Here is an 18,567-nt window from a genome sequence, read left to right as displayed (position 1 = left end):
CCCGCTCACGAAAGTTCGCGCGATGTCTGTCGAGTCGGTGTTCCCGCAGCTCGAAGCCCTGCTCCCGCACGTGCAGAAGCCGATCCAGTACGTGGGCGGCGAGCTGAACTCCACCGTCAAGCCCTGGGACGACACGGACGTCCGCTGGGCTCTCATGTACCCGGACGCCTACGAGGTCGGGCTGCCCAACCAGGGCGTCATGATCCTGTACGAGGTGCTGAACGAACGGGAGGGCGTCCTCGCCGAGCGCACGTACAGCGTGTGGCCGGACCTGGAGGCGCTGATGCGGGAGCACGGCGTCCCGCAGTTCACGGTCGACTCGCACCGCCCGGTGAAGGCGTTCGACGTGTTCGGGCTCTCCTTCTCGACGGAACTCGGCTACACGAACATGCTCACGGCCCTCGACCTCGCGGGCATCCCGCTGGAGGCGAGGGACCGCGGTCTCGACGACCCGATCGTCCTCGCGGGCGGGCACGCCGCGTTCAACCCCGAGCCGATCGCCGACTTCATCGACGCGGCGGTCATCGGGGACGGCGAGCAGGCGGTCCTCGACATCACGGACATCGTCCGGCGGTGGAAGGCGGAGGGGCGCCCCGGCGGCCGTGAGGAGGTGCTGTTCCGGCTCTCGAGGACCGGCAACGTGTACATCCCCCGGTTCTACGACGTCGAGTACCTCGCGGACGGCCGGATCGCCCGCGTCGTCCCGAACAAGAGCGGTGTCCCGTGGCGGGTGTCGAAGCACACCGTCATGGACCTCGACGAATGGCCGTACCCGAAGCAGCCGCTGGTGCCGCTCGCGGAGACCGTGCACGAGCGGATGTCCGTCGAGATCTTCCGGGGCTGCACGCGCGGCTGCCGGTTCTGCCAGGCCGGGATGATCACGCGGCCCGTGCGGGAGCGGTCGATCACCGGCATCGGCGAGATGGTCGACAAGGGCCTCAAGGCGACCGGCTTCGAGGAGGTCGGCCTGCTCTCCCTGTCGAGCGCCGACCACAGCGAGATCGGCGAGATCGCCAAGGGCCTCGCCGACCGCTACACCGAGGACAAGATCGGCCTCTCCCTGCCCTCGACCCGTGTGGACGCCTTCAACGTCGACCTCGCGAACGAGCTGACCCGCAACGGCCGCCGCTCCGGCCTCACCTTCGCCCCCGAGGGCGGCTCCGAGCGGATGCGGAAGGTCATCAACAAGATGGTCTCCGAGGAGGACCTGATCCGTACGGTCGCCACCGCGTACGGCAACGGCTGGCGCCAGGTGAAGCTGTACTTCATGTGTGGCCTGCCCACCGAGACCGACGACGACGTCCTCCAGATCGCCGACATGGCCGCGAACGTCATCGCCAAGGGCCGTGAGGTCTCCGGCGCGGGCGACATCCGCTGCACCGTCTCCATCGGCGGGTTCGTCCCCAAGCCGCACACCCCCTTCCAGTGGGCCCCGCAGCTCTCCGCCGAGGAGACCGACGCCCGCCTCGGCAAGCTCCGCGACAAGATCCGCGGCGACAAGAAGTACGGCCGCTCCATCGGCTTCCGCTACCACGACGGCAAGCCCGGCATCGTCGAGGGCCTCCTGTCCCGCGGCGACCGCCGCGTCGGCGCCGTCATCCGCGCGGTCTACGAGGACGGCGGCCGGTTCGACGGCTGGCGCGAGCACTTCTCCTACGACCGCTGGATGTCCTGCGCGGACAAGTCCCTGGCCGCCTTCGACCTCGACGTCGACTGGTACACCACCCGCGAACGCACCTACGAGGAAGTCCTCCCCTGGGACCACCTCGACTCCGGCCTCGACAAGGACTGGCTCTGGGAGGACTGGCAGGACTCCCTCGACGAGACAGAGGTCGAGGACTGCCGCTGGACGCCGTGCTTCGACTGCGGGGTGTGCCCGGCGATGGACACGCACATCCAAGTCGGCCCCACGGGCAAGAAGTTGCTGCCGCTGAGTGTGGTGAACAAGTAGGCGTCTCGCGAAGGGCCTTCTCCCGCTGGGGAGAGGGCCCTTTTGTTCGTTCGGTGATTCGGGCGCATCCATGGGGACCGGCCAGGCGTCTGTCTCGTTATGGAGTTGGAGAAACCGGTATCTGGCGAGGGGGCGTCCGTGGGGCGGGGGGAGGCTGAGGGGTGTCTTGTCGTCGCGATCCGGATTCCGGTGCGGATCGTGGTGGTGCTGCTGGTCGTGCCGGTGAGGGTGGTGTGGGACGGGCTCGTCGTGGTGGGGCGGGTGGTGCGGGACGTGGTGTTGAGGCCGGTGGGGAGGGGGCTGGGGTGGCTGGGGAAGGTGATGGTCGTGTGGCCGGTCGTCGCCTTGTGGCGGTGGGTGCTCGTGCCGGTGGGGAAGGGGCTCGGGTGGTTGGGGCGGGTGGTCGTGGTGTGGCCGGTCGTCGCGTTGTGGCGTTGGGTCGTGGTGCCCGTCGGGCGGGGGGTCGCCTGGGTGTGGGAGAAGGGGGTGGTTCCCGTCGGGCGCGGGGTGATGTGGGTGCTGCGGGGGATCGGGGCCGGAGCCGGGTGGCTGACGCGGTGTCTGGTCGTCGTGCCCGCGGTGTGGTTGTACGCGTGGGTGCTGGTTCCCGTGGGGCGGGGGATCGTGGCGCTCGCCGAATGGGGGTGGCTGGGTCTGTACTGGGCCGGGCGGGTGTTGGTCGTGCTGCCGGTGGTCGCCCTGTGGCGGTGGGTGCTCGTGCCCGTGGGGCGGGTCCTCGGGGTCGTGGCGCGCGAGGTGTGGGACGCGCTCGGGCACGCGTGGCGGATCGCCGGGTGGGTCTCGCTCGCCGTGTGGCGGTTCCTGGCGGGGGTGTTCCGGACGCTGGTCGTGGCGCCGGTGGCCTGGGTGTACCGGACGGTGCTGACCCCCGTCGGACACGTCGTGCGGGACGCCCTGCTGCGGCCCGCCGCCGAGGCCGTACGGAGTGTGGGGCGGGTCACCCGGCAGGTGCTCGCGTCGGCGCGCGAGACGGTGCGGCAGACGCGGGCCGATCTGCGGCGGGCGCTGTTCGGGGCACCCCGTGAGAGGGAAGCGGTCGCCGGCCGGGAACCTGGGGGGCGCGCGGCGCGTACTCTGGAGAAGAGGTCTGGCGCCGCAGAAGTGTCCCCGCCGACGCGGGGATGATCCGGACCGGACGACGCCGGGTAGGCGTCGGCCCAAGCGTTCCCCGCGCCGGCGGGTTCGCGGCACCGACCGCACGACACAAGGAGAGGTACCCCTGGGTAAGCGACAGCCCGAAGGACCGCCGCCCGCTCCCGCGGTGCAGCGCATCCGACTGCGTTACACCAAGCGCGGTCGCCTTCGGTTCACCAGCCACCGTGACTTCCAGCGCGCCTTCGAGCGGGCGCTGCGCCGCGCCGAGGTGCCGATGGCGTACTCGGCGGGGTTCACGCCGCACCCGAAGGTGTCGTACGCCAACGCCGCACCCACCGGCACGGGCAGCGAGGCGGAGTACCTGGAGATCGCGCTCACGGCCGCGCGGGACCCCCAGCGGCTGAGGGCCCTGCTCGACGAGTCCCTGCCGGACGGCCTCGACATCACCGACGCGGTGGAGGCCCGTACGTCGGGGCTCGCCGACCGGCTGACGGCCTCCGTGTGGGAGCTGCGGCTCACCGGGGTCGACCCGGTGGAGGCGGCGAAGGCCGTGGTGGCGTTCAACGCCGCCGAGGTCGTCGAGGTCCAGCGGGCCACGAAGAACGGCATCAGGAATTTCGACGCCCGCGCCGCTGTCGTACACCTCGAAACCACACAGAGTGAAGCAGCTGATAGGCCGACCGACCAGCCCTGTGCGATACTGCGGCTGGTTGTTCGGCACGTGACGCCTGCCGTTCGACCCGACGACGTCCTGTCCGGTCTCCGCGCCGTGGCCGACCTGGCGCCGCCGGTCCCCGCAGCGGTGACCAGGCTGGCGCAGGGGCTGCTCGATGAAGAGACCGGCACGGTGACCGACCCGCTCGCGCCCGACCGCGAGGCAGCACCGGCCCCCTCAACGGCCGAACCGGCTGCCGCCGCGAAGGCGCCGGCGTAGGGAAGGTCCCGCGAAGGACGGACGTCGTAGCGCCGCCCTCGGACTCGGGAGCCACCTGGGTCGGGCAGCGCACTGACCACAAAGACTTTCGCCAGGCCGTACGCAACATGGCGTGCGGAACCGGCGAGACAGGACACGGAAAGCTCCCGTGCGGCGCCCGCGCCCCGGCGGCGGTGAACGCGAATCGCGTACCCGCGGACGTCAGCGGTGATCGGCCCTCATGGCCGACGCCGGACCAGGCGCGGCGCCCGGGAGCCCGACGGGAGAAACGCCCGCATGCTCGAACCGACCGACCCCATCGAGGGTTCTGAACCGAACAACACCCCCAGCGACACCCTGCCGCCGCGTCGTCGGCGCCGTGCCGCGTCCCGACCGGCGGGTCCGCCCGCCGGTACGGAGGTCTCCGCCGAGAACGCCTCGGCCATACAGGCCGACACCGCCGGCTCCGCCGAGGAAGCGCCGAAGACCGCAGCATCGAAGACCGCAGCAACGAAGACCACAGCGTCGAAGACCGAGGAGCAGGCGGCCGACGCGCCGGTTGAGGCTGCTCCCCGCACGCGCCGCCGGGCGACCCGCAAGGCGTCCGCACCGGCCGGGGCTCCGGCTCCGCAGGGTGCCGAGGAGTCCGCGGAGGCCGTGACGGCCACCGCGAGCACCGAGCCCGTCGCCGCCGCGCCCGCCGCTGTCGAGCCCTCCGCCGAGCCGGCCGCCGAAGAGGCGCCCGCTCCGCGTGCCCGCCGCCGCGCGACCCGTAAGGCGTCCGCGCCCGCCGGCGCGCCCAAGGCCACCGAGGACGTCCCGGCCGCCGAGGCCGTCGAGGCCGTCGTCGAGACCCCCGCCGCCCCCGAGCCCGTCGAGGCGCCCGCCGTCGACGACGCCGAGGAGAGCGGCTCGCGCCGTCGCCGCCGGGTCACCCGCCGCGCGACCGCGCCCGCCGGAGCGCCCGAGGCCGAGGAGACCGAGGCCGCCGCCGAGGTGGAGGCCGAGAAGCCCGCCGCCCCGGTGAAGGCCGCGGCGAAGACCGAGGCGCCCGTCGCCAGGGCCCGCAAGGCCACCGCCCCCGCGCCCGCCGCGGAGGCCCCCGCCGACGACGCCTCCCCGCGCCGCTCCCGCCGCCGGACCGTCAGCAAGGCCGCCGGCGGCTTCTCGGAGCCCGCCGCCGCCGTCGACGAGTCGCCGAAGCGGACCGCGCGGCCCGCCGTGGCCGTGTTCCAGGCGCCCGTGTTCACCGAGCCGAAGTTCCAGTTCCAGACGCCCGAGCGGGCGGCGGCCGAGGCCGCTGCCGCCGTCGTCGAGGCGGAGCCCGAGGTCGAGGCCGAGGAAGAGATCGAGGAAGAGGTCGTCGAGGCCGTCGTCGAGACGCCGGCCGTCGAGGAGCCCGCCGCCGAGGAGAGCGCCGGCTCGCGCCGCCGCCGTCGTCGCCGGGGTGCCGCCGCGCCGGTCGAGGAGGTCGTCGAGACCGCCCCCGCCGTCGTCGAGGAGGAGCCCGAGGAGGCGGACGACGCCGAGGACGCCGTCGACGACGAGGCCGAGGAGACCGGGTCGCGCCGCCGTCGCCGCCGCGGTGGCCGCCGCCGTCGCCGGGGTGAGGCGTTCGAGGAGGAGTCGGACGAGCCGGCCGCCGAGCAGGCGGACCAGGACGCCGAGGACACCGCCGAGCAGGAGAACGAGGACGACGCGGACGCCGACGAGGAGGCCGCCGGCTCCACCGCCGGGAGCCGTCGCCGGCGTCGTAGGCGTCGTCGGGCCGGGGATTCCGGGGCCGAGGGCGAGCAGGGTGAGGGGGACCCCGAGCGGACCGTCGTGAAGGTCCGGGAGCCGCGCAAGCCGAGCGAGCCGTCGGACGAGGTGCAGTCGATCAAGGGGTCGACGCGTCTCGAGGCGAAGAAGCAGCGCCGGCGTGAAGGGCGCGAGCAGGGGCGGCGCCGGGTTCCGATCATCACGGAGGCCGAGTTCCTCGCGCGCCGTGAGGCCGTCGAGCGCGTCATGGTCGTCCGGCAGAGCCACGAGCGGACCCAGATCGGCGTCCTGGAGGACGGGGTGCTCGTCGAGCACTACGTCAACAAGGAGCAGTCGACCTCGTACGTCGGCAACGTCTACCTGGGCAAGGTCCAGAACGTGCTGCCGTCCATGGAGGCCGCGTTCATCGACATCGGCAAGGGGCGCAACGCCGTCCTGTACGCCGGTGAGGTCAACTTCGAGGCGCTCGGCATGGCCAATGGGCCGCGCCGGATCGAGTCCGCGCTGAAGTCGGGCCAGTCCGTGCTCGTGCAGGTCACGAAGGACCCGATCGGGCACAAGGGCGCGCGTCTGACCAGCCAGGTCTCGCTGCCGGGGCGCTACCTCGTGTACGTCCCCGAGGGCTCGATGACCGGCATCAGCCGCAAGCTCCCCGACACCGAGCGGGCGCGTCTGAAGACGATCCTCAAGAAGATCGTCCCCGAGGACGCGGGCGTCATCGTGCGCACCGCCGCCGAGGGCGCCAGCGAGGACGAGCTGCGCCGTGACGTCGAGCGGCTCCAGGCGCAGTGGGAAGAGATCAAGAAGAAGGCCAAGACCGGCAACGCCCCCGCGCTGCTGTACGGCGAGCCGGACATGACCGTCCGTGTCGTCCGCGACATCTTCAACGAGGACTTCTCCAAGGTCGTCGTCAGCGGTGACGAGGCGTGGCAGACGATCCACGGGTACGTCTCGCACGTCGCGCCGGACCTCGCCGGGCGGCTGTCGCGGTGGACGTCCGAGGTGGACGTCTTCGCGACGTACCGGATCGACGAGCAGCTCGCGAAGGCGCTGGACCGCAAGGTGTGGCTGCCGAGCGGCGGTTCGCTGGTCATCGACCGGACCGAGGCGATGGTCGTCGTCGACGTCAACACCGGGAAGTTCACCGGGCAGGGCGGGAACCTCGAAGAGACCGTCACCCGCAACAACCTGGAGGCGGCCGAGGAGATCGTCCGGCAGCTGCGGCTGCGGGACCTCGGCGGGATCATCGTCATCGACTTCATTGACATGGTCCTGGAGTCGAACCGGGATCTCGTGCTGCGGCGCCTGCTTGAGTGCCTCGGCCGGGACCGGACGAAGCACCAGGTCGCCGAGGTGACGTCGCTGGGGCTCGTGCAGATGACGCGCAAGCGGGTCGGGCAGGGGCTGCTGGAGTCGTTCTCCGAGACGTGCGTGCACTGCAACGGGCGGGGTGTGATCGTGCACCTCGACCAGCCGTCGGCGTCCGGTGGGGGCGGGAAGCGGAAGCGGCGGGGGAGGGGCGGGGACGAGCACGAGCATGAGCACGTGGCCGAGGCCGTTCCGGCGCCGGTGCCGTTCGCTGAGGAGAGCGTCGAGGAGAGCGCTGCCGAGGTCGTCGCCGAGGTGGCCGCGCCGGTCGCGCTGCCCGCGCCGGAGTTCGAGCCCGACGAGGAGCTGTTCAGCAGCGTGGCCGAGGCCGAGGCCGCCGCTTCCCGTGGGCGGGGGCGTCGGCGGGCCAGCCGTCGGGTCTCCTCGCCGGCCGGGGCCGCGGGGCGTCGGCGGGAGGAGACGGTGAGCGAGGCGGCTCCGGCCGCTCCGGTGGCGCCGGCCGCTTCCGTCGCTGACGTCGTCGTCGATCCGGTCGCTGTCGAGGACCCGGTCGCGCCGGTGGTCGAGGAGGTCGTGGCTCCGGTCGTGATCGAGGAGGCCGTCGCCGAGACGGTTGTCGTCGAGACCGTGGCCGAGCCGGCCGGGCGTCCGCGTCGGCGGGCCACGCGGAAGGCGTCCGCGCCCGCCGGGTCGCCGTCCGGGGCCGAGGCCGCGGTCGTGACCGTCGTCGAGACGGTTGCCGCGCCGGTGGCCGAAGAGGTCGTCGCCGAGGCGCCGGCGTCTGTGCCGGTCGTCGAAGAGACGGCTGCCGCTCCCGCTCGTCCGCGTCGGCGGGCTGTGCGGGAGGTCGCTGCGCCGACCTCCTCCGAAGAGGCGGCCGTCCTGGTCGTGCCGTCGGCCGACGAGGCGGAGGCCGAGGCTCCCGCCAAGAAGACCGCTGCGCGGAAGACGGCGAAGAAGGCGACCGCGAAGAAGGCGGCCACCGCGAAGAAGACGGCTGCCAAGAAGACGACCACGGCTGCCAAGAAGACCGCCGCCAAGAAGACGACGGCGAAGAAGACGACCACGAAGGCCGCGGCGAAGAAGACCGCCGCCGCTGAGCAGGTCGCTTCTCCGTCGGTGTCGGCCGCGGCTGACGAGGGCTGAGCCGAGGGTTGAGCTGAGCGGCACTTCTTGCGGAGCGTGGTGCTTCGCAGGGGGTGCCGCTTCGTGTTGTGGGGTGGGTGCAGGGCCGATGTGGCTGAGTAGCCCTCTCGGCCCAGTTTGACCACAGCGGAGCGTTTCTCGTAGCCTGGGGCGTCGGCGTGCTAATACGTGCGCCACATCCCCGTAAACCTTTCTTCCCTCCGGGTGCTACTCGTGGCCGGGAGAGGCTGGCTGTGTTTGCGCCCGGTCGGCTGGACTGCGGGGGTGCCGACTCCGAGCGAGAGAGTGAGATCCGCGTGTACGCCATCGTGCGCAGCGGTGGTCGCCAGCACAAGGTTGCTGTCGGCGACATCGTTGAGGTTGACAAGATTTCCACTGCCAAGGTTGGCGACACGGTCGAGCTCTCGACCCTGCTCGTTGTCGACGGCGAGGCTGTCACCAGCGACCCGTGGGTGCTGGCCGGCATCAAGGTCCAGGCCGAGGTCGTGGACCACCACAAGGGTGTCAAGATCGACATCCTGCGTTACAAGAACAAGACCGGCTACCGCCGTCGCCAGGGTCACCGTCAGCAGTACACGGCGATCAAGGTCACGTCCATCCCGACGGCCGCGAAGTAAAGAGGGACTGAGCAATGGCACACAAGAAGGGCGCATCGTCCACCCGGAACGGTCGCGACTCCAATGCCCAGCGGCTCGGCGTGAAGCGCTTCGGCGGTCAGGTCGTCAACGCGGGTGAGATCCTGGTCCGTCAGCGCGGCACGCACTTCCACCCGGGTTCGGGTGTGGGTCGTGGCGGCGACGACACGCTGTTCGCGCTCCAGCCCGGTGCGGTGGAGTTCGGTACGTTCCGTGGCCGCAAGGTCGTGAACATCGTTCCGGTCGCCTGAACAGGCTGATTCGGAAGCTTTCGCGAGGCGGACCTCACTTCCCGATCGGGAAGGCGGGTCCGCCTTTCGCGTGTTGGTATAGGTAACACCCTGTTCAGCTTTTTGGAGGCACTGACCATGACCACCTTCGTGGACCGCGTCGAACTGCATGTCGCCGCGGGTAACGGAGGTCACGGCTGTGCCTCCGTCCACCGTGAGAAGTTCAAGCCGCTCGGCGGGCCCGACGGCGGCAACGGCGGACGCGGCGGCGACGTGATCCTCACGGTCGACCAGTCCGTGACGACGCTCCTCGAGTACCACCACTCCCCGCACCGCAAGGCCACGAACGGCAAGCCGGGCGAGGGCGGCAATCGCTCCGGCAAGGACGGCCAGGACCTGGTCCTGCCGGTCCCGGACGGCACGGTCGTCCTCGATCGGAACGGCAACGTCCTCGCGGACCTCGTCGGCCACGGCACCTCGTACGTCGCCGCGCAGGGCGGCCGGGGCGGGCTCGGGAACGCGGCGCTGTCGTCGGCCCGCCGCAAGGCGCCCGGGTTCGCGCTGCTCGGGGTGCCGGGGGATCTCGGCGAGATCGTCCTGGAGCTGAAGACCGTCGCGGACGTCGCGCTGGTCGGGTACCCGAGTGCGGGCAAGTCCTCGCTGATCTCGGTCCTCTCGGCCGCGAAGCCGAAGATCGCCGACTACCCGTTCACGACCCTCGTCCCCAACCTCGGTGTGGTGACGGCCGGTTCGACGGTCTACACGATCGCGGACGTGCCCGGTCTCATCCCCGGTGCCAGCCAGGGCAAGGGGCTCGGCCTGGAGTTCCTGCGCCACGTCGAGCGGTGCAGCGTCCTCGTGCACGTCCTCGACACCGCGACGCTGGAGTCCGAGCGGGACCCGCTCTCCGACCTCGACGTCATCGAGGAGGAGCTGCGGCAGTACGGCGGGCTGGGGAACCGGCCGCGGATCGTCGTCCTCAACAAGACGGACATCCCCGACGGCAAGGACCTCGCGGAGATGGTCCGCCCCGACCTGGAGGCACGCGGCTACCAGGTCTTCGAGGTGTCCGCCGTCGCGCACCTCGGTCTGCGTGAACTCTCCTTCGCCCTCGCGGAGATGGTGGGCAAGGCCCGCGCCGCCAAGCCGAAGGAGGAGGCGACGCGGATCGTCATCCGGCCCAAGGCGGTGGACGACGCCGGCTTCACGGTCGTGCGCGAGGAGGACGGGCTCTTCCGCGTCCGGGGCGAGAAGCCCGAACGCTGGATCAGGCAGACCGACTTCAACAACGACGAGGCCGTCGGCTACCTCGCCGACCGGCTCAACCGCCTCGGCGTCGAGGACGAGTTGCTCAAGGCGGGCGCCCGCTCCGGCGACGGCGTCGCGATCGGGCCCGAGGACAACGCGGTCGTCTTCGACTGGGAGCCGACCGTCATGGCCGGCGCGGAGATGCTCGGCCGCCGAGGCGAGGACCACCGCTTCGACGCACCCCGCCCGGCCACGCAGCGCCGCCGCGACAAGCAGGCGGAGCGCGACGAGGCGGCGGAGGAGTTCGAGGGCTTCGAGCCGTTCTGATGAGCCACGCGGCTCACTGACACAGCCCGCCCACTTCCCCGAACCGGGGAGGGGCGGGCTGACGTCTTGGTGAGGGAGAGCCGAACTTGAGGGGGAGCGTGTGAACCCGTACCTGCTGATCGTGCCCGTCGCCGCGACGTTGCTGCTCGCACTCGCCATGTGGCGGTGGATGGAGCTCAAGGCGAAAGGGGTGGCGACTATGGTGGGCGGCTCTCTCACCTGCTACTTCTTCATGATCTACCGTGAGGGCATCGAGATGGCGCTCATCTTCTCCCTCAGCATGACGGGGCTGGCGCTGTCGATGTTCCTCACCCGTCGCGCGCTCGCCGACCTCTACGCGGCATGGCACCGAGGCGTTCCGGCGGAGTCGAACTCCCTGCCCCGGCGCGCCGTGGCCGTCTTCTGGGGTATGCAGATACTCGTCGTTCCCGTGGCCATGCTGCTCCCGCTCTGAGCGGAAAAAAGGCCCGCCCACCGTCCCGTAGGGGACAGTGGGCGGGCCTTCGTCGTCCCGGGTGCCTCAGGCGACCGGCTCGGGCTTCCTCTGTTCCGTCGTCTCCTCCGTCACCGACGGCTCCACGGCCACCGCCTCCGGTGCCCGTCCCCACTTCGGGCGGGCCGCCAGCAGGGGGATCGTCATGATGCCCAGGAACATCGGGGCGAACATGTAGCGGGCCAGGGGTGCGGGGTTGGCGGCGACGACCGTCAGCTGGAGGGCCAGCGGGATGGCCAGTATCCCCACCGGCGCCCAGGAGCGCTGGCGGCGGGAGAAGACGTAGAAGACGGCGTAGGCGGCGTAGCACCAGAACGCGCCCCGGAAGAGAATCCACTGGAGCTGCGGCGCCTTGCTGGCCTTCCACGTGAAGAACGCGGCGTCGTGGAGGGTGTCGCTGAGGGGGCGGATACGCAGCTCGTCCCGGTAGGGGCTGTTCCGCATCTCCGGGTTCCAGTCCGCCCACCCGTAGAGGTTCTTCGGCACGGACGGGACGGAGATCAGCGTCTCGCCGTCCAGATCGGCGGGACCGGGGAAGATGCCCCAGGCGATCTGCGAACGGCACAGCCGCGCCCCGATCAGCTGGTCCGGGGTCCGCTTGGCGACCCGGCCCCACAGCTCGAGCAACTGGTCGTTCAGCTCGGCGGCCTTCTCGCGGTTCATCGGCTTCTTCATCGCCCAGTCCGCGTTCCAGCAGTTCGCCGCCCGCCCGCTCCAGTGCGAGAGCGGCGCGACCTCGGCCATCAGCTGCTTGTCGGCGGCGGTGAACGTCCACGGCGCCTTGCCGTACACGACGGCGATGTCCGCGTAGTTGAGGGCGTACACCTGGTCCTTGGTCGGCGTCTTGACGCCGAGCGCGGGGTAGACGACGAGCTGGAGCCCCGCCGAGATGACGGCGGGGATGACGGTGGCGACGAGTATCGCGCGGCGCATCTTCGGCAGCACCAGCAGCAGCACCGGGCAGGCGATGACGGCGACGAGGAGCCCGTTGTTGCGGAACAGCCCCATCATGAGGAACCCGGCGAACAGCACGATGACCTGGTTGCGGAACACCGTGTCGTGCACCGCCTGCCGCTCCCGCATCCGCCGTACGGTGAGCCGCCCCGCCGCACCGAACGCGAGGAGCGCGCCGATGACGAACGGGACGTCCTTCCAGACGAAGATGGTGAACGTACCGATCGACGGCAGGACCGCGCAGGCGATGGCCGCAGCCGCGCCGAACTTGCCAGGCACCCCGAAGTGCCGCAGCGTGACGGCGACATAGGCGAGCGCGGCGGCCATCCCGACGGACTGGCCGAACGTCAGCAGCGCCAGGTCACCGGTGAGCTTGATGGAGAGCCAGACCAGCCCGTCGTACGCCACGGAGTGGTTGGACATCCAGTGCCCGGTCGTGACGTGCCAGACGTAGGAGATGGAGTCGTAGCTCATCCCGCCCGGATAGAACGCGGCCCACCACAGCAGGAAGATCACCTGGGTGACGGCGTACACCGTCAGGGGCATACGGCGTTTCGGCGGGATGCGCTCCCAGCCCTCTCTCAGGCTGGTCCGCATCGACGAGACAGTGGGCACTCTCAACGCTCCGTGGCAGGTCGGTCGGGGTGCGCGAGCTCCAGCATCCGGGTGATGACCCGCTCGGCGGCGTGACCGTCGTCGAGGTCGCAGAACATCTTCCTGAACTCGGTGTACGCGTCCGCGTAGGAGGCGTGGATGCGCTCGATGTCGCCGAGCGCGTCGATGAGGTCGTCGGATGTCTGAAGCAGCGGGCCGGGGGCCTGCCGCTCGAAGTCGAAGTAGAAGCCCCGCAGTTGGTCGCGGTAGTACTCGAGGTCGTACGTGAAGAACAGCATCGGACGACCCGTGTTCGCGAAGTCGAACATGAGCGAGGAGTAGTCCGTGACCAGGATGTCGGTGATGAGGTACAGCTCGGCGATGTCCGGGTAGCTGGAGACGTCGAAGACGAAGCCGTCCCCGGCGCCGGGCACCGCGTCGACGATGTTGGAGTGCTTGCGCACCAGCAGGACATGGTCGTCGCCGAGCTTCGCGCGGGCCCGCTTCACGTCGACCCGCAGGTCGAACTTGTAGTTGCCGGCCCGGTAGAACTGGTCGTCGCGCCAGGTCGGCGCGTACAGCACGACCTTCTTGCCCGCCGGCAGCCCGATCCGCTCGCGCACCTCGGCGGCCTTCTCCTCGGTCCCCTTGGCGAGCAGGAGGTCGTTGCGCGGGTAGCCCGACTCCAGGATCTCCCCGTCGAACTGGAACGCCCGCTTCATGATCGGCGTCGAGAAGCTGTTGGGGGAGACGAGGAAGCTCCAGCTCGGGGTCTCCTCGGCGACCTTCGCCAGGTACTTGCGGTCGGCGAACTGGACGCTGTCGATGTCGTGGCCGATGCGCTTGAGCGGGGTGCCGTGCCAGGTCTGGACGATGACCTGGCCCTCCCGGCGCCGAATCCAGTGCGGGAGGTGGGTGTTGGTGACGATGTACCGGGAGCGGCCGAGCGCCTCGTACCAGTCGCGGCTCCAGCGGCGGATCACCCTGACGCCCTCGGGGATCTGCGCCCGCTTGTCCTCGACGACCCAGATGTGCTCCAACTCGTCACCCCGGCGCAGGAGTTCCTCGTACACCGCGCGCGGCGAGTCGGAGTACTGGCGGCCGGAGAACGACGCGTACAGCACGGTGTCGCGCAGCGGGGCGGTGCGTGCGGCGGCGTACACGCCGGTGCGCAGCTCGCGCTGGCGGAACCAGCCGAACTCGTCCGGCAGGAGGTCGGGGGCGGCCTCGATGAGGAGCCGGTCGAAGAAGCGGTGCGTGAGCGCGTACTCGCGGCCCCGGACGGCGAACCGCAGCGGGAGCGTGCCGAGCGCGGCCGGCGCGACGCGCAGCGGCACCTCCGTACGGCTCTCGGCGGCGCGGGCCGTCAGGTACCAGCGGCCCTGTCGCAGCGGGACCTCGCTGAGGCTGTCCGGCACGGGCAGGAAGTCCGCGCGGAAGACGCCGTCGGCGAGCGTCGCCGGGCTGGAGTGCTCCTCGGAGTGGCGGCTGTGCCGCATGACGATCTCGACCGGCTCGTCCAGCGTCACCGGCAGCGCCCCGGAGAGCGTGATCCGCCCCTCGGGCGACACGGACAGCTCGGTCACCGCGGGCTGTGCGGCCTGGGTGCGCAGCGCGAGGCGGCCCACGCCGTCGTCGGCGACCGCGACGGTGCGCCCGCCCCAGACGGGGGTGCCGTCGAGCGGGTACTGGCCGGTGAGGCCGCCCTCCTCGGGGGCGACGGCGACCGGGTGGAAGCGGCCGTCCACGGACAGCTCAGCGGACCACTTGTCGGTGAGGTCCCGGTTGCCGATGTCCCGGCCGTCGACGGCGAGGTCGGCGAGGGGGACGCGCGCGGTGAACGCCGTGCCGTCGCGCCGGACGTCGTACGCCAGGGTGGCCTGCGTCGAGCCGTGCGTGAGGCGCAGGCCCAGTTTCCCGGCCACCGCCTCGTGGGCCAGGGTGCCGGTCAGCTCCAGGACGCCGTCGGTGACGCGGTGCCCGGTCAGCTTGCCCCGGACCCGCTCGACGCGCAGGTAGAGGTGGTCGTCGGCGACGAACGGGACGACGCGGACGTCCTTCTCGACCCAGTGCGGCACGGGGCTCTCGGCGCTGCCGCTCTCGCCGGCCTTGAGCCGAGTGCGGCGCACGATGCCCTGCTGGACGGTGGCGACGGTCAGCCGCCAGGTGCCGTCCCGCCAGCCGCCGCGCGCCTTGAACTTGCGGGGGTCGAGGTCGAGGGAGAAGCCGGACCAGTCGTAGTTGTGCAGGGACTGGCCGGAGGTCTGGGTGGCGCGGGCGGCCTGGACCCGGTTCGGGCGGACCAGGACGGTACGGCGGCTGCCGGTCTCGCGCAGCATCAGCACCCGCAGCGCGGTCGGCTGGGGGCGCTCGGCGGCGAGGTTGCGGATGTAGGCGTGGCCCTCGATGCGCAGCTTGCCGTTCTGCCAGACGATCTCCTCGGCGCGGGCCCGGGCCGCGAAGTCGGCGTCGACGCGCAGGACTTCGCGGGGCACCGAGTCCTTCCCGGAGAGCACCGGGTAGTCGGCGAAGTGCCGCAGCCCCTGGCGGACGACGGGCACGGCCCGGCCGGTCTCGCGCTCGTAGGCGAGCAGCTCCATCAGCTCGTCGAGGCGCTTCTCCTGGATGAGGTGGCACTTCAGCCGCAGCGAGACGGGCAGCCGGGGGAAGACCGCCGGGTCGACGCGGCCGAGGAAGTCGGCGGCGCCGGCCATGAACAGGTCGCGGAACTCGTCCCCCGCCTCGTCCAGGACGCCCATGAACAGGGGGAGTTCGTCGGTGACGAAGATCTCGTCGTACCAGCGCTTGTGCGCCGCGTACTTCTCGCCGGGCTGGGAGCCGAGGAAGCGGCTCACCGAGTCGCAGGAGCGGATACGGTCGCGGACGTTGACGGGCTCGGTGCGCCGCTGGGTGATGGAGGGGGCGCCACCGGTGCGCTGACGCCACAGGTAGACCGGCTCGCCCAGCACGTCCACCGACTTGGCGAGGAAGTGCGCGGGCAGGGTGACCGGGGCGTCCTCGTAGAGGATGCCGGGGAACTCGAAGGCGTGCTTGTCCCAGAAGGAGCGGCGGAAGACCTTGTTCCACGCCGTGCGGTCGTAGACGAGGTCCTTGTCACGGCTGATGTGCGTGCGCTCGCGGTCGGTGCGCAGCCGCTTCTGGTGCAGCGGGGAGGGGAGGATCTCGCCCGCCTTCAGGAGGCTGACGTTCCCGCTGGCGAAATCGGAGCCCGTCCGGTCGAGGGTCGTGATGAACCGCTCGTACGCGTCGGGCAGCACGATGTCGTCGCTGTCGACGAACGCCAGGTACTCCGTGCCCTCGGAGAGGTGGGCCGCGCCGGTGTTGCGGGCCGGGCCGAGCCCCTGGTTCTGCTGCGGGACCACTCTGATCCGGTCGTCCTTCGCGGCCCACCGTTCGGCGATCGCGAGGCTGCCGTCCGTCGAGCCGTCGTCCACGACGACGGCCTCCCAGTCGGTGAACGTCTGGTCCGTGATCGACTGGAGGCACTCGTCGAGGAACAGTTCGACGTTGTAGACGGGAACGACAACTGACAGACGGGGAGGCATCGGGGTACTGCGCCTTTCTCGGAACTGCGGCTGGCGATGACGGACATGACCGGACTCGCCGGACACCGTTGGCACTAGCCTCGCACGGGTGGCTCCGGTTCCTGCCCCAGGAAAACGCGGCGTACGACGCGTTCCGCGGCGCGGCCGTCGTCGTACTCGCAGAAGCGGCGTCGGAACTCGGCGCGGGACTTCGCGGAGGTGTCGTCGGACCAGCGGCCGGTACGGAAGACGTCGATGAGGTCCTCCTTGGTTGCCGCGACCGGGCCGGGGGACACGTGGTGGATGTCGAAGTAGGTGCCGCGGGTGGCGCGGTAGACGTCCCAGTCGTTGGCGAACAGGACGATCGGGCGGTCCAGGATCGCGTAGTCGAACATCAGGGACGAGTAGTCCGTGAGGAGGCAGTCCGCGGCGAGGTACAGCTCCTCGACGTTCGGGTGGCCGCTGACGTCGATGACGCCCTCGCTGCCGCCGTGCGAGGTGTCGAGGTTGAAGTAGTGGGCGCGCACCAGGACCGTGAACTCGGCGCCGATGCTGTGCGCGAAGTGCTCGACGTCCAGGAGGGGCTGGGGCGTCGACTGGTAGTCGCGGTGGGTCGGCGCGTACAGGACGACCTTCTCGTCGGCGTCGAGCCCGAGCTTGGCGCGGGCCGCGGCCCGGTCCTCGGCGGTCGCGTTCGCGAGGACGTCGTTGCGCGGGTAGCCGTAGTCGAGGGAGGTGTACGCGGGGGAGGGGTAGGCGCGGTCCCAGATCGCGGTCGTGAAGCTGTTGGAGGAGACGCTGTAGTCCCAGCGGTCCACCCGGTCCATCAGCAGCCGCATGTCCAACAGGGCTGCGCCCAGCGGGTATTCGACCTGGTCGACACCCATCCGCTTGAGCGGCGTGCCGTGGTGGGTCTGCACGAAGACCTGACCGCGCCGCTTCACCACCTTGGTGGGGAAGTTGACGTTGTTGACGAAGTACTGCGAGCGCGCCATCGCCCGCCAGAACCCGAAGGAACCGGGGTGCACGGTCGGCGTCCCGGCCGGCGGCCGGTTACGGGGGCCCGGCTTCAGCACCCACGTCGGCTTCACGGCCGGCGCCAGCTCACGCAGCTTCTGGTCGATCGCCGCCGGGTTGCAGGCGTAGTCGGCGTTCCAGTACGCCGCGAACACCGCGGTGTCCTTCTTCACCGGCAGCATCCGCTGCGCCCGGTAGTACGCCATGAGGACGGCCGTCCGCACCGGCTTCTTCAGCTTGCGCGCCGCCCGGTACGCGGTCCGCGCGGGCCTGCGCAGCCGGTTCGGGAGCCGGTTCGCGACGCGTCGTACGCCCGACTTGGCGGGCTTCTTCGCGGGGTCCCGGTAGTCCGCCGGGCGGTGCGTGCGCTCGGCCTCCAGCCGGCGGGCGCGGAACTCGGCGCGGGCGCCCGCCGGGAGGCGGCCCGGCATGCGCTCGATGACCCCGAGGTGGAACGCCATCCGCTCGAACAGCGGGCCCCGCCAGCGGTCGAACTCGGGGTGCGCGGCGAGGAACCCGAAGACCAGGTCGTACTGGTCGAAGACCTCGAAGTGCTTACGGCTCGCGGAGGAGAGGATCGAGCCCTGCCGGCGCTGCCGGTAGTGCACGCACACCCGGTCCAGGACGGCGATCGTCTCGGCCGCCACCAGCACCGGGTACGTCCACGGGGTGTCCTCGTAGTAGCCCGTCGGGTAGACGAACCCCCAGCGCTCGATGAAGTCCCGGCGGTACGCCTTGTTCCAGGCGACCTGGAGGAGTTCGAGGATCACCGGGTGCTCGTCGAGCCGGAACGCCCCCGACGGCGCGTCCGTGAGCGCCTTGCGCTTGGCGTTCGGCGTGACCCGGCCGTCCCAGTACGTACGGTCGTAGTCGTAGACCAGGAGCTCCGGGTCGCCCGCGTCCTCCAGGCGGCCCGCGATCGCCTGGAGGGAGCCCGGCAGCATGACGTCGTCGCTGTCCAGGAAGATCAGGTACTCGCCCCGGGCCCGCTCCATCCCGGCGTTGCGCGCCCGCCCGAGCCCCACGTTCTCCGTGAGCTGCACGGCCACCACACGCGGGTCGGCCTCCGCGTATTCGGACATGATCGCGCCGCACGAGTCCGGCGACGCGTCGTTGACCGCGATGACCTCGAAATCCCCGTACGCCTGCTCCAGCACGGAGTCGAGGCAGTCACGCAGGTACGCCTCCACCCCGTACGCGGGGACGACGATGCTGAAACGCGGGTTCCGGTCTTCGGAGCCTGTGGCAGTCATGTGGGGTATGTGGCTTTCGCGACGGAGGAGGCGGCTGCCGGGGCTTTCCGGCCTC

11 protein-coding genes are annotated in these 18,567 nt (G+C 71.0%); 8 read left to right on the top strand and 3 right to left on the bottom strand.

Features of this window, described 5'->3' with window-relative positions; all coding sequences use genetic code 11:
• Window positions 1–22 precede the first annotated feature (22 nt).
• The 8 genes from ABZX85_RS11015 (at window position 23) to ABZX85_RS10980 (ending at window position 11,110) form a co-directional block, all read left to right on the top strand.
• A complete protein-coding gene (locus ABZX85_RS11015) occupies window positions 23–1,951 on the top strand; it encodes a TIGR03960 family B12-binding radical SAM protein (RefSeq protein WP_355864943.1) in 1,929 nt (642 codons plus the stop codon).
• A gap of 99 nt (window positions 1,952–2,050) precedes the next feature.
• The gene (locus ABZX85_RS11010) at window positions 2,051–3,097 is read left to right on the top strand and encodes a hypothetical protein (protein ID WP_355864940.1); all 1,047 of its coding nucleotides are present in this window, start codon (window positions 2,051–2,053) and stop codon (window positions 3,095–3,097) included.
• 136 nt (window positions 3,098–3,233) lie between these two features.
• Window positions 3,234–4,001 carry a TIGR03936 family radical SAM-associated protein gene (locus tag ABZX85_RS11005; protein ID WP_355864937.1) on the top strand — a complete coding sequence of 256 codons (768 nt, stop codon included), beginning with the start codon at window positions 3,234–3,236 and terminating at the stop codon, window positions 3,999–4,001.
• A gap of 276 nt (window positions 4,002–4,277) precedes the next feature.
• Entirely contained in the window at window positions 4,278–8,216 is a 3,939-nt protein-coding gene (locus ABZX85_RS11000; protein WP_355864934.1) for an Rne/Rng family ribonuclease, read from the top strand.
• 296 nt (window positions 8,217–8,512) lie between these two features.
• Window positions 8,513–8,833, top strand: a complete 321-nt coding sequence (rplU, locus tag ABZX85_RS10995) for a 50S ribosomal protein L21 (protein WP_055721489.1) — start codon at window positions 8,513–8,515, stop codon at window positions 8,831–8,833.
• A gap of 14 nt (window positions 8,834–8,847) precedes the next feature.
• Window positions 8,848–9,102, top strand: coding sequence for a 50S ribosomal protein L27 (rpmA, locus tag ABZX85_RS10990; RefSeq protein WP_040253648.1), 255 nt, complete (start codon window positions 8,848–8,850; stop codon window positions 9,100–9,102).
• Window positions 9,103–9,219: 117 nt separating this feature from the next.
• Window positions 9,220–10,656, top strand: a complete 1,437-nt coding sequence (obgE, locus tag ABZX85_RS10985) for a GTPase ObgE (RefSeq protein ID WP_355864931.1) — start codon at window positions 9,220–9,222, stop codon at window positions 10,654–10,656.
• 100 nt (window positions 10,657–10,756) lie between these two features.
• Window positions 10,757–11,110, top strand: coding sequence for a hypothetical protein (locus ABZX85_RS10980; RefSeq protein WP_355864928.1), 354 nt, complete (start codon window positions 10,757–10,759; stop codon window positions 11,108–11,110).
• 66 nt (window positions 11,111–11,176) lie between these two features.
• On the opposite strand, the gene ABZX85_RS10975 is transcribed toward ABZX85_RS10980, so the two are convergent.
• The 3 genes from ABZX85_RS10975 to ABZX85_RS10965 form a co-directional block, all read right to left on the bottom strand.
• On the bottom strand, window positions 11,177–12,718 hold the full coding sequence (locus ABZX85_RS10975) for a hypothetical protein (protein ID WP_355864926.1): 1,542 nt from the start codon (window positions 12,716–12,718) through the stop codon (window positions 11,177–11,179).
• A 2-nt stretch (window positions 12,719–12,720) separates the two neighbouring features.
• Window positions 12,721–16,263, bottom strand: coding sequence for a CDP-glycerol glycerophosphotransferase family protein (locus tag ABZX85_RS10970; protein ID WP_355864923.1), 3,543 nt, complete (start codon window positions 16,261–16,263; stop codon window positions 12,721–12,723).
• Window positions 16,264–16,337: 74 nt separating this feature from the next.
• The gene (locus ABZX85_RS10965) at window positions 16,338–18,512 is read right to left on the bottom strand and encodes a bifunctional glycosyltransferase family 2 protein/CDP-glycerol:glycerophosphate glycerophosphotransferase (protein ID WP_355864920.1); all 2,175 of its coding nucleotides are present in this window, start codon (window positions 18,510–18,512) and stop codon (window positions 16,338–16,340) included.
• Between the last annotated feature and the right edge of the window lie 55 nt (window positions 18,513–18,567).

The sequence above is a fragment of the Streptomyces sp. NPDC004539 genome (genome assembly GCF_040610055.1).
Taxonomy (GTDB): domain Bacteria; phylum Actinomycetota; class Actinomycetes; order Streptomycetales; family Streptomycetaceae; genus Streptomyces.
Note: the sequence above shows the minus strand (reverse complement) of the source record. Positions and strands in the feature narration are given on the sequence as shown.

Excerpts from the sequence above, each read along its gene's own strand:
- ABZX85_RS11015 (WP_355864943.1), top strand. The coding sequence starts at position 23 with ATGTCTGTCGAGTCGGTGTTCCCGCAGCTCGAAGCCCTGCTCCCGCAC.
- ABZX85_RS11010 (WP_355864940.1), top strand. The coding sequence starts at position 2,051 with ATGGAGTTGGAGAAACCGGTATCTGGCGAGGGGGCGTCCGTGGGGCGG.
- ABZX85_RS11000 (WP_355864934.1), top strand. The coding sequence starts at position 4,278 with ATGCTCGAACCGACCGACCCCATCGAGGGTTCTGAACCGAACAACACC.
- rpmA (WP_040253648.1), top strand. The coding sequence starts at position 8,848 with ATGGCACACAAGAAGGGCGCATCGTCCACCCGGAACGGTCGCGACTCC.
- obgE (WP_355864931.1), top strand. The coding sequence starts at position 9,220 with ATGACCACCTTCGTGGACCGCGTCGAACTGCATGTCGCCGCGGGTAAC.
- ABZX85_RS10970 (WP_355864923.1), bottom strand. The coding sequence starts at position 16,263 with ATGCCTCCCCGTCTGTCAGTTGTCGTTCCCGTCTACAACGTCGAACTG.
- ABZX85_RS10965 (WP_355864920.1), bottom strand. The coding sequence starts at position 18,512 with ATGACTGCCACAGGCTCCGAAGACCGGAACCCGCGTTTCAGCATCGTC.